The organism is Micromonospora sp. RTGN7 (genome assembly GCF_033804645.1).
Lineage (GTDB): Bacteria > Actinomycetota > Actinomycetes > Mycobacteriales > Micromonosporaceae > Micromonospora.
This window is the reverse complement of record NZ_JAPZLF010000014.1, coordinates 37,688-53,241: the sequence shown is the minus strand read 5'-3', so window position 1 is coordinate 53,241 and position 15,554 is coordinate 37,688. Positions and strand designations below refer to the sequence as shown.

The 15,554-nt window shown below is 72.0% G+C and carries 15 protein-coding genes; 9 read left to right on the top strand and 6 right to left on the bottom strand.

Translation table 11 applies throughout. The annotated features are described in order from the left end of the window. The first annotated feature begins 308 nt into the window (after positions 1-308). The 5 genes from rpsF to dnaB all read left to right on the top strand — a co-directional run bounded on the left by rpsF (position 309) and on the right by dnaB (position 4,886). Entirely contained in the window at positions 309-599 is a 291-nt protein-coding gene (gene rpsF, locus SNR22_RS20820) for a 30S ribosomal protein S6 (RefSeq protein ID WP_117668160.1), read from the top strand. Positions 600-684: 85 nt separating this feature from the next. After that, positions 685-1,239 carry a single-stranded DNA-binding protein gene (locus tag SNR22_RS20815; protein ID WP_320068302.1) on the top strand — a complete coding sequence of 185 codons (555 nt, stop codon included), beginning with the start codon at positions 685-687 and terminating at the stop codon, positions 1,237-1,239. 41 nt (positions 1,240-1,280) lie between these two features. After that, entirely contained in the window at positions 1,281-1,520 is a 240-nt protein-coding gene (gene rpsR / locus SNR22_RS20810) for a 30S ribosomal protein S18 (protein ID WP_007073789.1), read from the top strand. Positions 1,521-1,534: 14 nt separating this feature from the next. Continuing rightward, entirely contained in the window at positions 1,535-1,981 is a 447-nt protein-coding gene (gene rplI / locus SNR22_RS20805) for a 50S ribosomal protein L9 (protein ID WP_320068301.1), read from the top strand. 430 nt (positions 1,982-2,411) lie between these two features. After that, on the top strand, positions 2,412-4,886 hold the full coding sequence (gene dnaB / locus SNR22_RS20800; protein ID WP_413775672.1) for a replicative DNA helicase: 2,475 nt from the start codon (positions 2,412-2,414) through the stop codon (positions 4,884-4,886). Between the two features lie 79 nt (positions 4,887-4,965). Here the strand turns inward: dnaB and SNR22_RS20795 are convergent, their stop codons facing one another. The 4 genes from SNR22_RS20795 to SNR22_RS20780 are packed head-to-tail and all read right to left on the bottom strand — an operon-like array spanning position 4,966 to position 9,827. Next, the gene (locus tag SNR22_RS20795; protein ID WP_320068299.1) at positions 4,966-5,361 is read right to left on the bottom strand and encodes a zf-TFIIB domain-containing protein; all 396 of its coding nucleotides are present in this window, start codon (positions 5,359-5,361) and stop codon (positions 4,966-4,968) included. A gap of 22 nt (positions 5,362-5,383) precedes the next feature. Beyond that, positions 5,384-6,019, bottom strand: a complete 636-nt coding sequence (locus SNR22_RS20790; RefSeq protein ID WP_320068298.1) for a phosphoribosyltransferase — start codon at positions 6,017-6,019, stop codon at positions 5,384-5,386. Further along, entirely contained in the window at positions 6,016-7,371 is a 1,356-nt protein-coding gene (locus SNR22_RS20785) for a glycosyltransferase 87 family protein (RefSeq protein WP_320068297.1), read from the bottom strand. Before SNR22_RS20785 ends, SNR22_RS20790 begins: the two co-directional genes overlap by 4 nt. After that, on the bottom strand, positions 7,368-9,827 hold the full coding sequence (locus tag SNR22_RS20780) for a putative bifunctional diguanylate cyclase/phosphodiesterase (protein WP_413775671.1): 2,460 nt from the start codon (positions 9,825-9,827) through the stop codon (positions 7,368-7,370). Before SNR22_RS20780 ends, SNR22_RS20785 begins: the two co-directional genes overlap by 4 nt. Before the next feature lie 624 nt (positions 9,828-10,451). Between SNR22_RS20780 and moaC the strand changes: the two genes are divergently transcribed. Genes moaC through SNR22_RS20760 form a run of 4 tightly spaced genes read left to right on the top strand, consistent with a single transcriptional unit; the run spans position 10,452 to position 13,135 of the window. Continuing rightward, the gene (gene moaC, locus SNR22_RS20775; RefSeq protein ID WP_320068295.1) at positions 10,452-10,943 is read left to right on the top strand and encodes a cyclic pyranopterin monophosphate synthase MoaC; all 492 of its coding nucleotides are present in this window, start codon (positions 10,452-10,454) and stop codon (positions 10,941-10,943) included. Continuing rightward, complete coding sequence (locus SNR22_RS20770; protein ID WP_320068294.1) at positions 10,940-11,410, top strand: MogA/MoaB family molybdenum cofactor biosynthesis protein; 471 nt, start codon at positions 10,940-10,942, stop codon at positions 11,408-11,410. The genes moaC and SNR22_RS20770 overlap by 4 nt, the downstream gene beginning before the upstream one ends. Before the next feature lie 37 nt (positions 11,411-11,447). Continuing rightward, positions 11,448-12,704, top strand: a complete 1,257-nt coding sequence (locus tag SNR22_RS20765; protein WP_320068293.1) for a molybdopterin molybdotransferase MoeA — start codon at positions 11,448-11,450, stop codon at positions 12,702-12,704. Between the two features lie 5 nt (positions 12,705-12,709). Then, the gene (locus SNR22_RS20760; protein WP_320068396.1) at positions 12,710-13,135 is read left to right on the top strand and encodes a molybdenum cofactor biosynthesis protein MoaE; all 426 of its coding nucleotides are present in this window, start codon (positions 12,710-12,712) and stop codon (positions 13,133-13,135) included. Between the two features lie 57 nt (positions 13,136-13,192). Here SNR22_RS20760 and SNR22_RS20755 read toward each other — a convergent pair whose 3' ends face one another. Beyond that, entirely contained in the window at positions 13,193-14,638 is a 1,446-nt protein-coding gene (locus tag SNR22_RS20755) for a glycosyltransferase 87 family protein (protein ID WP_320068292.1), read from the bottom strand. Positions 14,639-14,853: 215 nt separating this feature from the next. Next, complete coding sequence (locus SNR22_RS20750) at positions 14,854-15,417, bottom strand: DoxX family protein (protein WP_320068291.1); 564 nt, start codon at positions 15,415-15,417, stop codon at positions 14,854-14,856. Between the last annotated feature and the right edge of the window lie 137 nt (positions 15,418-15,554).

Here is a 15,554-nt window from a genome sequence, read left to right as displayed (position 1 = left end):
GTGTGGTCGTTCCTCCCCAGGTCCCACCCAAGGAATGCGGACGGGACGCCCCGCGGCCTTGTGAACGGGGGCCCGGGTCGACGATCGCGTCCACCCGGGCCCCCGTCTTCGCGTGGGCAGCGCCGATCCGGTCCGCCGTGGGGTCCGCCGCGCCCGGGCAGCCTGCGCGGGCATGATCGTCGGGACCGGGTATCCTTGCCGGGTTGTCCGCGTCCGGCCGGGTTCCCCCGGTCCCGGAGCGGGCACGATGCACGACCTCCTGCCACGGAAAGACCGTGGCCGCTTAGCCCACAGGAGGTGATGACGTCTTGCGTCATTACGAAGTCATGGTGATCCTCGACTCCAGCCTCGAGGAACGCACCGTCGCCCCGTCGCTCGACACGTACCTGAACGTGATCCGGACCGCGGGTGGCTCGGTCGAGAAGACCGACGTGTGGGGCCGCCGGCGCCTCGCGTACGAGATCAACAAGAAGGCCGAGGGCATCTACGCCGTCATCGACCTGCAGGCCACGCCTGCGGCGGTGGCCGAGCTGGACCGTCAGCTGCGGCTCAACGAGTCCGTGCTGCGCACCAAGGTCATCCGGCCGGAGATGCGCTAAGCATCCCGGTTTCACCCCGGTCCACACCCGGATCAGCCTCATCCCCTGTCGTACGGCTCTGAGAGTCTTCACGGCGAACGGATGAGTGCGCGAGGAGATGGTAATGGCAGGAGACACCACCATCACGGTCATCGGCAATCTGACCGATGACCCTGAGTTGCGATTCACCCCCTCCGGGGCTGCGGTCGCCAAGTTCCGGGTCGCTTCGACGCCCCGATTCATGGACAAGGCGTCCAACGAGTGGAAGGACGGCGAGCCGTTGTTCCTCGCGTGCACCGTCTGGCGGCAGGCCGCCGAGCACGTCGCCGAGTCGCTGCAGCGTGGCGCCCGGGTGATCGTGTCGGGCCGGCTGCGTCAGCGGTCGTACGAGACCCGCGAGGGTGAGAAGCGCACCGTCATCGAGCTCGAGGTCGACGAGATCGGCCCGTCACTGCGCTACGCCACGGCGAAGGTGCAGAAGATGTCCCGCTCCGGCGGGGCCGGCGGCGGCTTCGGTGGCGGTAGCGGTGGTGGTGGCGGTGGTGGTGGTGGCCAGGGCGGCGGCGGAGGCAACTTCGACGACCCCTGGGCTTCGGCTGCGCCGGTTCCCTCGCGCGGTGCTTCGGGTGGCGGCAACTTCGACGAGGAGCCTCCGTTCTAATGGCGCCGAGCGCCCGCGATCGCAAACCAGGAACCCGTTCAATGGCTAAGGCTGCGGCCCTTCGCAAGCCAAAGAAGAAGGTGAACCCGCTCGACAAGGACGGGATCACCTATATCGATTACAAGGACACCGCTCTGCTGCGCAAGTTCATCTCCGACCGCGGCAAGATCCGCGCTCGACGGGTGACCGGCGTGACCTCGCAGCAGCAGCGACAGATCGCCCGTGCGGTCAAGAACGCCCGCGAGATGGCGCTCCTGCCGTACACGGCCACGGCCCGCTGAGAGGAGGCACCGATATGAAGATCATCCTGACTCAGGAGGTGTCCGGCCTCGGTGCCCCGGGCGACATCGTCGAGGTGAAGAACGGCTACGGCCGTAACTACCTGCTTCCGCAGGGCTTCGCGATCGCCTGGACCAAGGGTGCGGAGAAGCAGGTCGCGGTCATCAAGCGGGCCCGCTCGGCCCGGGAGATCCGCGACCTCGGCCACGCCAACGAGGTCAAGGCCCAGCTTGAGGGTCTGAAGGTCAGCCTGAAGGCCCGCGCCGGCGACGGCGGGCGGCTCTTCGGCTCGGTCACCCCGGCCGAGATCGTCGACGCCGTCAAGGCCTCCGGCGGCCCGATCCTCGACCGTCGGCGGCTGGAACTGCCCAGCCACATCAAGTCGCTGGGCGCCTACCCGGTCGGCATCAAGCTCCACCCCGAGGTGACCGCCAAGTTCGACCTCAACGTCGTTCAGGGCTGACACCCGAAGCACCAACAGAGGGCCCGCACCGGTACGCCGGTGCGGGCCCTCTGGCGTCGTCCAGCCCGTGCGCCCCGACGCGCCCCGGGCCGCCGACGGGGCTGACCGCTCCGCCGCACAGATCATCATCGGAATTATTTTTATCCACAGGCTGTGGGTAGCGTTTCCGCAGCTCAGGGCGTTCGCGCGAAGAATTCTCCCATGGTTTTCCACAAGCTGTGCACACCCTGCACCCAGGTTGTCCACCGGCGTCCACAGGTTGTCCCAAGGCTCGTCCACCGGCATGGTTGAGTCGCTGACCTCGGGTTCCGTATGGTTGCCTCTCGACCGCCGGTGCGATGACCCCCGATCGACCCGACCGGTCCGATCGGAAGTCGTCGTGTCCTGCGGCGAACCGGTAGTTCGAACCGACGCAGCGGAGGGGGGACCCGTGTCGGTCGCCGACGACATGCGGACGGAGCCACGAGGTGGCGGCCAGTCGCCCGCACCCCCGCAGCGGGAAGGCCAGTTCGAGAAGACCCCGCCCCAGGATGTCGCCGCCGAGCAGTGCGTCATCGGGGGCATGCTGCTCTCCAAGGACGCCATCGCCGACGTCGTCGAGATCCTGAAGTCCAACGACTTCTACCGGCCGGTGCACGCCACCGTCTTCGACGCCATCCTCGACATCTACGGTCGGGGCGAACCCGCCGACCCGATCACGGTGGCCGCCGCGCTGGCCGACTCCGGTGACCTGGCCCGCATCGGCGGTGCCCCTTACCTGCACACCCTGATCGCGAGCGTGCCGACCGCCGCGAACGCCGCCTACTACGCGCGGATCGTCGGGGAGCGAGCGGTGCTCCGCCGGCTGGTCGAGGCCGGCACCAAGATCGTGCAGCTCGGGTACGGCACCGGCAAGGGCGGCACCCGGGACGTCGATGACATCGTCGACCTGGCCCAACAGGCCGTCTACGAGATCACCGAACGCCGGGTCAGCGAGGACTTCGCAGTCCTGGCCGACATGCTCCAGCCCACCCTGGACGAGATCGAGGCCGTCGGCGCCCAGGGCGGCATGATGACCGGGGTGCCGACCGGCTTCACCGACCTCGACCGGCTGCTCAACGGCCTGCAAGCCGGGCAGCTCATCATCGTGGCCGGCCGACCTGGCCTGGGCAAGGCGCTCGCGCTCGACACCCTGCTGCCCACCCCCGATGGCTGGACCACGATGGGTGAGGTGGCGGTCGGGGATCAACTCCTCGCGGCGGACGGCACCCCGACCACCGTCACGGCGGCCTTCGAGGTGCGGTACGACCGCCCCTGCTACGAGGTCGAGTTCTCCGACGGTGCGGTCATCGTGGCCGACGCTGAGCATCTGTGGAAAACCACCACCCGAGCCGGCTGCCGGCAGCCCGAGGCCAGCTCGCACCACCACTGGTCCGACGTCCTGCCGGGGCACCCGGTGTCCCACGACGGCGTGCTGACGACCGCCCGGATCGCCGCCACGCTGCGCACCGATACGGCGGACCGTCGACTCAACCACGCTGTCGAGAACTGCGCACCGCTGCGGCTTCCCCCGCAGGATCTCGTGGTCCCCCCGTACACCCTCGGGATGTTGCTTGGCGACGGAGAGACCAGGAGCAGCCGGTTTCCCACCGTCGACACCGATATGGTCGACCTTGTCGCCCAGACTGGCTTGCTCGCACGCCCCAGCGGGCCGACGGCCTGCACCGTCGCGCAGCCGACCCCGGCTCGGAACGGCTCCGACCTGGCCCTGCTCCGGCGGGTCGACGTGGCACCCGACAAGCACATCCCGGCGGAGTACCTCCGCGCCTCGGAAGCCCAGCGTCGGGCGTTGCTCGCGGGCCTGATGGACACCGACGGGACGGTGGCCGCCGGGGGGAACCTCCAGTACGCCTCGACCTCGAAGCGGTTGATCGAGTGCGTGCGGGAACTCGTGGTCAGCCTCGGCTACCGGTGCACGATCAACGAAGCGCCGGCACGGGGGCGCTCCGCGGACTCGTCCGTCGCGTACACCGTGAGTTTCTTTACGCCCGACACCGTCTTCGAGCTGGAGCGGAAGCGGGCGACACACGCCGCGCGCCGGGGGACGTCCTCGGACGGCCGGGCCACCTCCCGGTTCATCGTCGACGTCCGGCCGGTGCCGAGCGTCCCGGTCCGCTGCGTGACGGTGGACAACCCGGACCACCTCTACCTGGCTGGCCGGTCCATGATCCCGACGCACAACAGCACCGCGAGCATGGACTTCGCCCGCCACGCGGCCATCCGGACCAACCAGGCGGCGGCGATCTTTTCGCTGGAGATGAGCAAGGTCGAGATCATCATGCGAGTGCTCTCGGCCGAGGCCAGGGTCCCGCTGCATGTGTTGCGCAGCGGCCAGCTCTCCGACGACGACTGGACCAAGCTGGCCCGGTGCATGGGCGAGATCAGCGAGGCCCCGCTCTTCGTCGACGACACGCCCAGCATGAATCTGATGGAGATCCGGGCCAAGGCACGTCGGCTGAAGCAGAAACACGACCTGAAGCTGATCGTGGTCGACTATCTCCAGCTGATGACCTCGCCGAAGCGCACCGAAAGCCGGCAGCAGGAGGTCGCGGACCTGTCCCGTGGCCTCAAGCTGCTGGCCAAGGAGGTCCAGTGCCCGGTGATCGCGGTGAGCCAACTGAACCGTGGCCCGGAACAGCGGACGGACAAGCGGCCCCAGCTGTCTGACTTGCGCGAATCTGGATCAATTGAGCAAGATGCTGACGTTGTTATCCTTTTGCACCGGGATGACTACTATGACAAGGAGTCGCCGCGCGCGGGTGAGGCGGATTTTATTGTCGCCAAGCACCGGAATGGGCCGACCGACAGCATCACGGTGGCCGCGCAGCTCCACCTCTCCCGTTTTGTGGACATGGCCATCGTGTGACGGCCGGTAGATAGACCGGTGGTCCGGGGGCCGAGCCGGTCAGGAGCTGGCCCGACCCCGGAATCGAACGGCCCGGCCGTCAGTCGAACAGTTCGCCGAGGAAGCCGTGCTTCTTCTTGCGGCGGTAGTGGCCGTGGTAGCCCTGGTGCTGCTGCTGGCCATACGCGGGAGCGGCCGGCGGGTAGCCGTGCACGGGCGGCGGCGGGGGGACCGCCCCGTAGCCCGGCTGGTGCGGCTGGTGGGAGGGGGCCGGCGGCGGGGGCGGCGGATATCCACCGGGCGCCTGGGCGGGCTGCGTCGGGCGGGGGGCGCCTGTCGCCTGCTGGCGGTTCCAGTTCGCCTCCGCATCGAACAGCTTCTCCAGTTCACCGCGGTCGAGGAAGATCCCCCGGCACTCGCCGCACTGGTCGATGACGACTCCGCTGCGCTCGTACTGGCGCATTTCTCCGTGGCACTTGGGACAGGTGAGCTGCATTACCCGAAGGTACCTGGTGGACTCACCCGATTGCCGCAAGCGTGTCGGTCACCTCGTCATCGGAGACCTCGTGGAAGTCCTCGTAGTAGCTGCTGACCGCGCCGAAGCTCGCGGGCCGCTGGACGCAGACGACCTGGTCAGCCTCCGCAACCAGCATCTGGTACGCCTCCTCGGCCCCGACCGGGACCGCGACGACCACCCGGCGGGCGCCGAGCTGCCGGGCCACCTGCACGGCGGCGCGGGCGGTGGCCCCGGTGGCCAGCCCGTCATCGACGACGACGGCGGTCCGCCCGGTCAGGTTGAGCGGGGGCCGCCCGGACCGGTAGCGGCGTTCCCGGCGCTCCAGTTCGGTCTGCTCGTGGCGTTGCACCTCGGCGATGTCCTCGGGGCCGAGCCGGGCGGCCAGGAGTTCGTTGAGGACCCGTACCCCGTTGGGGCCGAGCGCGCCGAAGGCGACCTCGGGCGCCGTGGGCAGGCCGAGCTTGCGCACCACCAACACGTCGAGGGGGGCGTGGAGCCGTTCGGCGACGACCCTGGCCACCGGAACCCCGCCCCGGACCAGTCCGAGCACGGTGACGTCGGGCTCGCCGGCCAGCCCGGTGAGCCGGTCGGCGAGGACCCGCCCGGCGTCCTCGCGGTCGCGGTAGGTCGTCGTCATGCCTCAGGTGTACGCCTCGGCGGGGGGAGTGCGCCGGAACTCCGGCGAAGACCCCCGGTCAGTGGGGTCGAGGCGACCGGCCCGAGGCGGCTCAGGGCGGGGGCCCAGAGCAGCAGGGCGATCGGGTAGAGCAGGTATCCGAAGCGGGTGGTGGGCATCAGCGCGATCGCGGCGAGCAGCCCGTACCCGCAGATCAGGGAGGTGGCGGCGGCCGTGCGGGGCGGGCGGCGCAGCAGCCGGACGGCGATGCCGATGCCGACCGCGACCAGCAGCGCGGCGGCGACCACCCGGCCGGCGGGCAGGGCTGTCGCGATCAGGTGGCCGGGGAACGGGGACTGCGCCGGGCTGGTGACCAGGCCGTGGCCGAGCGGGAAGCGCAGCACGTTCTCCACCAGCGCGTCCCGGTCGACGAGCAGGGCCGGGAGCAGGGCGAGCGCCGGCACCCCGAGCGCGCCGACGGCGAGCCGCCCGGTGGAGCGCCGGGTCGCCGCCCAGATGATCAGCACCAGGGCGACCGGCCAGGCGAAGAGCTTGAGCGCGCCGGCCACCCCGACGGCCAGGCCCGCGCGGCCCGGCCGGTCGGCGGCGGCGAGGGCGAGGGCGAGCAGGCAGAGGGCGAGCACGGGCAGGTCATCGCCGCCGGTGGCCAGGGTGAGGGCGCAGATCGGCAGCACGGTGGCGGCCTGTATGCCACGCAGCACCGCCGCCGGGCGGTCGGCGTGGCGGGCCCGGCCGTCGGGGCGCAGGGCACGTACCGCCAGGGCGAGTGCCAGCACGGTGACGATCGCGAACCACACCCGGGCGTCGGTCCACCAGCCGTCCGCGACGGCGCGGGGCAGCCCGAACAGGGCCATCCCCGGCTGGTACGGGGTGTAGCCGAGCAGTCGCTCGTCGGCGGGAAGCGCGGCGATCGCGTCGTGCCCGAGGTAGGGGGTGCCGGTGTCGACGAGGCGGTTGCCGGCGTGCTCGGCGACCAGCACCTCCTCCTGGGCCCGATCGGCCCGCCCGCCCGCCCGCTGGACGCTCTGCAGGAGCAGCGGCAGGAGGGTGGCGGCGATCCAGGCGAGGCCGGTGACCGCCCAGCGGGCGGGCAGGCCGGCCAGTGACGAGGCGGGGTCGCGCCGCCGGCCGGACAGTTGTCCCACCACGGCGACGGCGGCGGCCAGGTAACCGAGGGCGGCGACCGCCCCCCAGGCTCGGTGCGGCGCCAGGGTGGAGGTGGTGGCGGTGACCGCCGCGAACGCGGCGGAGGCGGCATAGAGGCCGAGGTCGAGGGCCAGGCCGCCGGCGGCCTGGTCGATTTTTCGCCAGTTCGAGGGGGAACGGGCGGCCCGGTCGACGGTGGCGGTCACGCCGGCAAGTGTGGCAGACGCTCACTCCGGCCCCGGCCGCCCTGCCGGCGGCTGGGCGGGAGTCGGAGCACGGCGCCCGTGTCGTGCAGCGGCGGGGCGAGGACGCCGGGGCGACCGCCGAAGCCACGGTGCATCGTCGAGAGCAGCGTCCCGGCCGGTACCGGTCGCCCGAATAGGTGGCCCTGCCCGGAGACGCAGCCGGCCTCCCAGAGCGCGCGGCGCTGCGGCTCGCTCTCCACCCCCTCGGCGACGACGGTGAGCCCGAGGCTGCGGCCCAGGTCGAGGGTGGACCGGATGACGGCGGAGGCCTCGGCCGAGGACTCCATGGCCGACACGAAGCTGCGGTCGATCTTCAGCTCGTGAACCGGGATCCGGGAGAGCAGGGAGAGGGACGAGTAGCCGGTGCCGAAGTCGTCCAGGGCCAGCCGGACACCCTCGTCGCGGAGCCGGGTGAGCACCCGGTCGACCACGTCGAGCTGGCTGAGGGTCAGCGTCTCGGTCAGCTCCAGGACCAGGCGGTCCGGCGGCAGGTCGTGGGCGCGCAACCGGGCCAGCACGGAGCCGGGGAAGCGGGCGTCGAGCAGGCTGCGGGGTGACACGTTGACCGCCACCGGCAGGTCGAAGCCGGCGGTACGCCAACTGTCGGCGGCGATGAGCGCCTGGTCGAGGATCGCCTCGGCGAAGGCCGGAAGCAGGCCGGAGCGTTCGACTGCCTCCAGGAAACGCAGTGGGTCGATCATGCCGTGCACCGGGTGGTGCCACCGGGCCAGGGCCTCCGCGCTGGTCACCTCGCCGGTGCCGAGGTCGACGATCGGCTGGAAGTTGACGGTGAACTCGTGGCCGGCGACCGCGCGGGGCAGTTCCCCGCCGAGGGTGAGCCGGCCGAGGTCGGCGGTGTCCCGGGCCGGGGCGTACGTGGAGAGTCGTTGGCCGGCCCGCTTTGCCTGGTACATCGCCACGTCAGCGCGGCGCAGCAGCTCGGCGACCCCGCCGCTGGCCGGCGCGACGGCGATGCCGCCGCTGGCCTCGACGCTGATCCGCATGCCGTCCAGTTCGAGCGGTTCGTGCAGCGCGGCGAGCAGCGCCTCCGCGCGGTGCGCTGCCACCGCCGGGGCGGGCAGGCCGCGCAGGAGCACGGCGAACTCGTCGCCGCCGAGGCGGGCCACCAGGTCGTCGCCCTGGGCGGCGCCGCGCAACCGGTCGGCGACCTGCCTGAGCACCTGGTCGCCGGCGGCGTGACCGAGGGTGTCGTTGACCTCCTTGAAGTGGTTGAGGTCGATCAGCACCAGCGCGGTCACCCCGTCGACGTGCCGGGCGTTGAGCTGCTCCCGGCCCTGTTCCAGCAGGTGCCGCCGGTTGGCTAGGCCGGTCAGCGCGTCGTGGGTCGCCGCGTACGCGTGCTCGTCGGCGACGCGGGCCAGTTCGGCGTACGCCTGCGCGTTGCGGACTGCGGTGCACAGCGCCGAGGCGAAGGTGCGCAGGGTGTACTGCTCGCGTTCGGAGAGCCGGACCGGGCCGCGGAACCGGAGCCGGAGCGTGCCGACGTCGACGGTGCGGTTGTGCCCTTCGAGGCGTACCTCGGTCACCGATCCGCCCACGGCGCTGCTCCGGTCGGCGGGCCCGTCGTAGGTGAGGGTGCCGGCCGCCCCGCGGACGGTGCGGTCGCCCTCACGCAGCGCGATCTCCACCTCGTCGGCGGAGAAGAGTTCGGCGGCCTGGGTGACGGCGGTGGTGAGGACCTTGTCGAGGTCGACGACGTTGAGCGCGTCGGTGGTCCGGGCCAGACGTTGCCAGGCGTCCCGTTCGAGCCGGCTGTGGATCCGGCTGGAGTAGGCCAGGTGCAGGCTCAGCGCCAGCGGCGGCACGACGATCAGGAAGGTGGGGTTGCTGTTGAGGAGCAGCAGGGTGGCGATGATGACCAGGAACCGGGCGGCGGCGCTGGCGAGGCGCAGGTCGAGATGTTCCCGGAAGAGATCGCGGACCCGCGTCCGGGTGTCGAGGGCGATCGTCGGAAGGGCGAGCGCCTCGTCGAGCACCACGACGATCAGGTACGTCATGACGAGCGTCCAGACCGCGCGGTCCAGGGAGCCGGCCATCGGCCAGGTCCAGCCGGCCAGCGTGAGCACGATCCCGCCGATGGCGGCGAGCGTCGTCTCCTTGGCGACGCCGAAGGCGAGCTTTAGCGGCGCGAGCCGGCTGAGAACCCGGACGATGCCTGTTCCCAGCCCGGTGGCAATGATGACCCACGGGATCGGGGCGACCGCAAGCCCCACCAGGACCGCCACCTCGGTCCAGGAGACGCCGTGGGTGGTCGCCCGGATACGGATCCGCACGTTCACGGTCGCTGCGGCCGCCACCAGGACTGTGATGCTCGCCGCCCGGAGGAGGTCCGGGGCGTTGGGCATGCCGGCTTGCGAGATGGCACGCACACTCAGCAGGACCGCTGTCGCGGCCACAAACACGACGAGACCGACAAGCAGCCGAAGCCGCCGATCGGTCTCACTGTCGCGTTGGACGGTCCGAGTCACGTTTGTCCCTCTGCCCGCCCTGCTTTGTGGCGGTCCGTGCCTCGGAACTCTACGGCCGGTCCGCCCTCTGTGGAAGGCCGTTCAGAGCCAGTCGTGGCCGCTCATGGGTTTCGCCTTTCGTCCGGAGATCCGCTGGGTGCCGGGGCCTCTATGGGGGCCGACCGACAGGCAAATCTTAAGGGGCTTTGGCGGAGTTGATAGCGTTCCATGTCCATATGCGCAGTATGAGTGAATGGGCCAGCGTATTGTCACTCACCGTTCCCGTATCGAAACGCAATGCCAATGACGGTGGTCCCTCGTCCAGGATTATCCGAGGTCAGTTCCTGGCTGTCTCGGCCCGCTCGATGGTGTGAAAGGAAACCGACGCGCAGATCGTCCGGCCGCACGTCGGTCCGGTCGGCGATTCCAACCAGCCCGGTCCTCCGGTCGGCTCCCGGAATGGCGCGGATCGCCTCCGCGAAACGGGCGAATTCCGATTCGCGCGACGCCCTCGGCCGGTCGGCCCGCCCCGGGTGCGGGCCACCGCGCGCTCCGGACGATAGGCTCCCCACCGTGACCGATCCCGGCCAGTTCACCCACGTTGACGCGGCGGGTGCGGCCCGCATGGTCGACGTCTCCGCCAAGGAGGTGTCCGGTCGGCTCGCGGTGGCCGCCGGCCGGCTGCGGACCACCGCCGAGGTGGTCGACCTGCTGCGCCGCGACGGGCTGCCCAAGGGCGACGCGCTCGCCGTCGGCCGGGTCGCCGGCATCATGGGCGCGAAACGGACCCCCGACCTGATTCCGCTCTGCCACCCGATCGCGTTGCACGGGGTGACGGTCGACCTCGTGCTGACCGACGACACCGTCGAGATCACCGCGACCGCGAAGACCGCCGACCGGACCGGAGTGGAGATGGAGGCACTGACCGCCGTCGCGGTCGCCGGCCTTTCCCTGGTCGACATGGTCAAGGCGGTCGACCCGGCCGCGTCGGTCGACGCGGTGCGGGTGCTCCGCAAGGAGGGCGGCAAGACCGGCCTCTGGACGCGACCGCAGGACCGGCCGTGATCCGCGCCCGGGTGGTCGTCGCCTCCCACCGCGCCTCGGCCGGCATCTACGCCGACACCAGTGGCCCGCTGCTCGCCGCCGGGCTGCGGAAGTTGGGCTGCCAGGTCGACGACCCGGTGGTGGTGCCCGACGGCGAGCCGGTCGGCGCGGCGCTGCGGGCCGCGCTGGCCGACGGTGTCGACGTGGTGCTGACCAGCGGCGGCACCGGGATCACCCCCACCGATCGGACCCCGGACGTGACCCGGGCACTGCTCGACCAGGAGATCCCCGGCATCGCCGAGGCGATCCGTGCGTACAGCCGGGACAGGGTGCCCACCGCGGCGCTCTCCCGGGGCGTCGCCGGGGTGGTCGGCCGGATGCTGGTGGTCAACCTGCCCGGCTCCACCGGCGGCGCCCGCGACGGCCTCGCCGTGCTCGGCCCGATCCTGGCCCACACCGTCGACCAACTCCACGGCGGCGACCACTGACGGCACGAACCGGACCGCCCGGCGATAGGCTCGGCCGGTGAGCACGGAAACCGCGTCCGCCGCGGAGCAGGTAGCCGTACCGCCGCCGGCCGGCTGGGAGGAGGCCCGCTCCCGGGTGTACGCCGTCGGCCTGGCTGCCGCGCTGCCCGTCGCCGACCGGCCGCTCGCCGACGCCGACGGGCACACCCTCGCCGAGCCGCTGGCCACCCGCACCGACCTGCCGGCCTTCCCCACCTCCAGCGTGGACGGGTGGGCGGTGCGCGGGGACGGGCCGTGGCGGATCGTCGGCCGGGTGCTGGCCGGCGGCACTCCGGCCCCGCTGGGCGAGGACGGCACCACCGTCGAGATCGCCACCGGCGCGATGGTGCCCGAGGGCGTCACCGCGATCGTGCGGGTCGAGGAGTCCACCCGGACGGCCGACGGTCGGATCGCCGGCACCCCCCGATCCCACCCGGAGTGGCGCCGGCCGGGCGAGGAGGCGTACGCGGGAGAGGAACTGCTCCCCGCCGGCACCCCGGTCGACCCGGCGCTGATCGGGCTGGCCGCCTCCTGCGGACACGACACCCTACGGGTGCGCCGAGCGCCCCGCGCCGCGCTGCTGGTCTTTGGCGACGAGCTGCTGACTTCCGGCCCACCGGCAGACGGCCGGGTCCGCGACGCCCTCGGCCCGGCCGTGCCGGCCTGGCTGCGCCGGTACGGCTGCCAGCTGCGCCCGACCGACGTGACCGGCCCGGTGGCAGACACCCTGCCGGCGCACGTGGCGGCCCTGCGCGCGGCGCTCGCCACCGCCGATCTGGTCTGCACCACCGGCGGGACGATGCACGGCCCCGTCGACCACCTGCACCCCGCCCTGGAGGCGCTCGGCGCGGACTACGTGGTCAACACGGTCGCGGTCCGCCCCGGGTTCCCGATGTTGCTGGCCCGGCTGCCCGGCCCGGACGGCCGGGTCCGGTTCGTCGCCGGCCTGCCCGGCAACCCGCAGTCGGCGATCGTCGCGCTCGTCTCACTGGTCGCCCCGCTGCTGGCCGGGTTGCAGGGCCGGCCGATGCCGGCGCTGCCGCACGCCACGCTCGCCGAGCCGGTGCCGGGCCGCGGCGATCACACCCACCTGGCCCTGGTCCGGCTGGATCAGGCGGCCGGCACCGCTCACCCCGTGCGCCACGTGGGGTCGGCGATGCTGCGCGGGCTGGCCGGTGCGGACGGTTTCGCCGTCATCCGCCCCGGCACCACCGGGGAGCCCGGCGCGCGGGTGCCGGTCGTGCCACTGCCCCTGTTTCCGGGGGAGCGGGCCTGATGACGATCGAGGCGTCGACGGTTTTCGGCACGGTTACCGCCGAGCCGCTGGACCCGGCCGCGCACGAGGCGGCCGTGGCCGACCGGCGGGCCGGCGCGGTGGTGTCGTTCCAGGGCGTCGTCCGCGACCACGACCACGGCCGCGACGTGACCAGCCTGGAGTACGAGGGCCACCCGAGCGCCGCCGCGGTGCTCTGGGAGGTCGCCGCCGAGGTGGCCGCCGACCCGGACGTGTACGCGGTCGCGGTGTCGCACCGGATCGGCCCGCTCGGCATCGGCGACGTCGCGCTGGTCGCGGCGGTGAGCACCGCGCACCGGGCCGCCGCGTTCGCCGCCTGCGCCCGGCTGGTGGACGAGGTGAAGGCACGGCTGCCGATCTGGAAGCGTCAGGTGTTCGCCGACGGCACCGAGGAGTGGGTCAACTGCCCCTGACGCCGACGCGGTCCCGCCCCGGCGGGCGGCCGGAGCCTCAGCGGTGGTTGCCGAGCCTCAGCGGCGGCTGCCGGTCAGCAGGGCACGACCGAACCGGTCGGTGTAGAAGGCAGGCTCCGCCCCCGGTCGCCACGGCAGCGCGGCGACCAGCACGATCAGGGCCACCGCCAGGGAGTTCTCCATCAGCGCGCCGAGCAGGCCGTCCTGGTAGTGCGACACCTCGGGGAGTTGGTGCTCGTACGGCCAGATGGGCGAGATCAGGAACAGCAGGTAGAGCCCGAGCGCGGCTACGCCGTGCCGCAGGCCGGTGAGCGTCGGGTACCAGATCGGCGGCCGCAGCCCGTTGACCCCGGGCGGCCCGCCGTACGACGACGCCTGGCCGCGGCGCGGCACCAGCCCTCGGCTCGCATCCCGGCGGCGCACCGCGGCGTCGGCCAGCACGATGATCGCCGGGATGACCCAGACCAGGTGGTGCGACCAGGAGATCGGGCTGATCACGTTGGCGGTGAGCCCGACCAGGGTGAACGCGGTCAACTCGTCGCCTTCGGCGCGGGCGCTGACCGCCCGGGACAGCCCGAGCGCCAGGAGCAGCACGGAGAACGCCAGCCAGAGCAGGCCGGGGGTCTCGATCGAGTCGTAGAGCCGGGCCAACAGGCCGGCCAGCGACTGGTTCGGCGTCATGTCGGCCGCGCCGACACGCTCGGTCTGCCACAGCACGCTGCCGAAATATGCTCGCGACTCGGTGCCGACGAGCGCGAAGCCGGCGAGGGTCACCCCGATCGTGGTGCCGACCGCCGTGGCTGCCGCCCGCCACTGCCGGGTGATCACGAGGTACGCGATGAACAGCGCGGGGGTCAGCTTGACGGCAGTGGTCAGGCCGATGCCGACCCCGGCCCAGGCCCCGCCGAACACGAAGCGCCGCAGCGGCCCGTCCGTGGGGTCGAACCGGGTCCCCCGGCGGGCCCGCCACCGCAGCCCGATCAGGTCGGCCATGATCAGCGCGAAGAGCAGCAGGTTGACCTGCCCGTAGCCGAGGGTCTCCCGCCCCGGCTCGATGGCCACCGCCATGGGCGTCGCGATGGCGACGGTGAACCAGAGCGGCCAGCCGAGTCGGTCGACGATCGGCCGCAGCAGGCCGGCCAGGACGAGGGCGAGCGCGGCGACGCTGGCCAGCGCGTTCAGCCAGCCGGCGGCCTCCACCGGCAGTAGTGCTATCGGCAGCATGACCAGCCCGCCGAAGGGGGGGTAGGTGAAGCCGAGGGTCGTGGACGGGGCGATGAAGTCGTACAACTCGTTGCTGTTCGCCCACCACACCACCGCGCCGTGGTAGATCTTCATGTCGAAGAAGTTGTACGGTCGGCCGAAGGCACCGATCGCGAGCCACGCGGCGTACACGACGCTGGCCACCACGCCGGCCCGCACCGCGCTCCGGCGGTCGACCCCACGGGCCACCCGGCGGATCGGGGCGAGGCGGTCCATCCGTCGTCCGACGGTCGCCGACATGGCGTGGCCACCCCCGTACCAAGGTCGTCCTACCCGTCCAGGTCCAGCACGGAGCCTAGAACGGCGCCTCACGTTAATGCCTCCCGCGTTATACGACCGTGTCCGATCCCACACTGGTTTTTTACATTTCCACCGCGTTAACGGCTACCGGGTGGTTCAGGTGATTCGCGGCCTTGGCGGGGGGAGAGCCGAGGAGGGGTGTGCCGCGCCGCAGGTCAGCCGGGCAGTCGGCGAGCGGTGGCCGCCGAGCGTACGACGATCCGGGCCTCCCGGCGGGCGATTCGGACCTCCCGGCGGGCGGTCCGGACGGCCCGCTGCACCGACCGTCGCGAATGGCCGATCCGATGGCCGGCCCGCCAGCGCAGACCCGGCTTCCCCTCGGTGTCGGCGGCGGCCAGCAGCAGCCCGCCGAGAATCCCGAGATTCTTCATGAAGTGGATCTGGTTCTGTGCCCGCTCGGCCGGTTCGCCCTTCCAGAAGGGATGACCGGCGATGGTGGTCGGGACCAGCGTGCCGGCGAGCACCAGCGCCGCCGGGCGGGAGAACTTCCCGGTGGCCAGCATCAGGCCGCCGATCAGCTGGGCGGCCGAGTTGACCCGGACCAGCGTCTCGGTGTCGGCGGGGATGCGGGGGGAGACCTGCTGGATCAGCGGGGCGATCCGGTCGGTCACCGGCTTCGCTTTCAGCGCCAGCCGTTCCGGGCTCTGGAGACTGCGGGCGCCGCTGACCACGAAGATGCCGCTCAACATGACGCGGGCGAGGGAGCGCACGGGTTTCATGGACTCAGTCATACCCCGTCGCGGGGTCGACCACCCCTGCAACGGCCCGATCCGATCGCCCGACGGGGACACCGTGCGCGTACCCGATCACCGACCGCCACGCCGATCAGGGCGACCGTCGCTGGTGGACCGGCTCG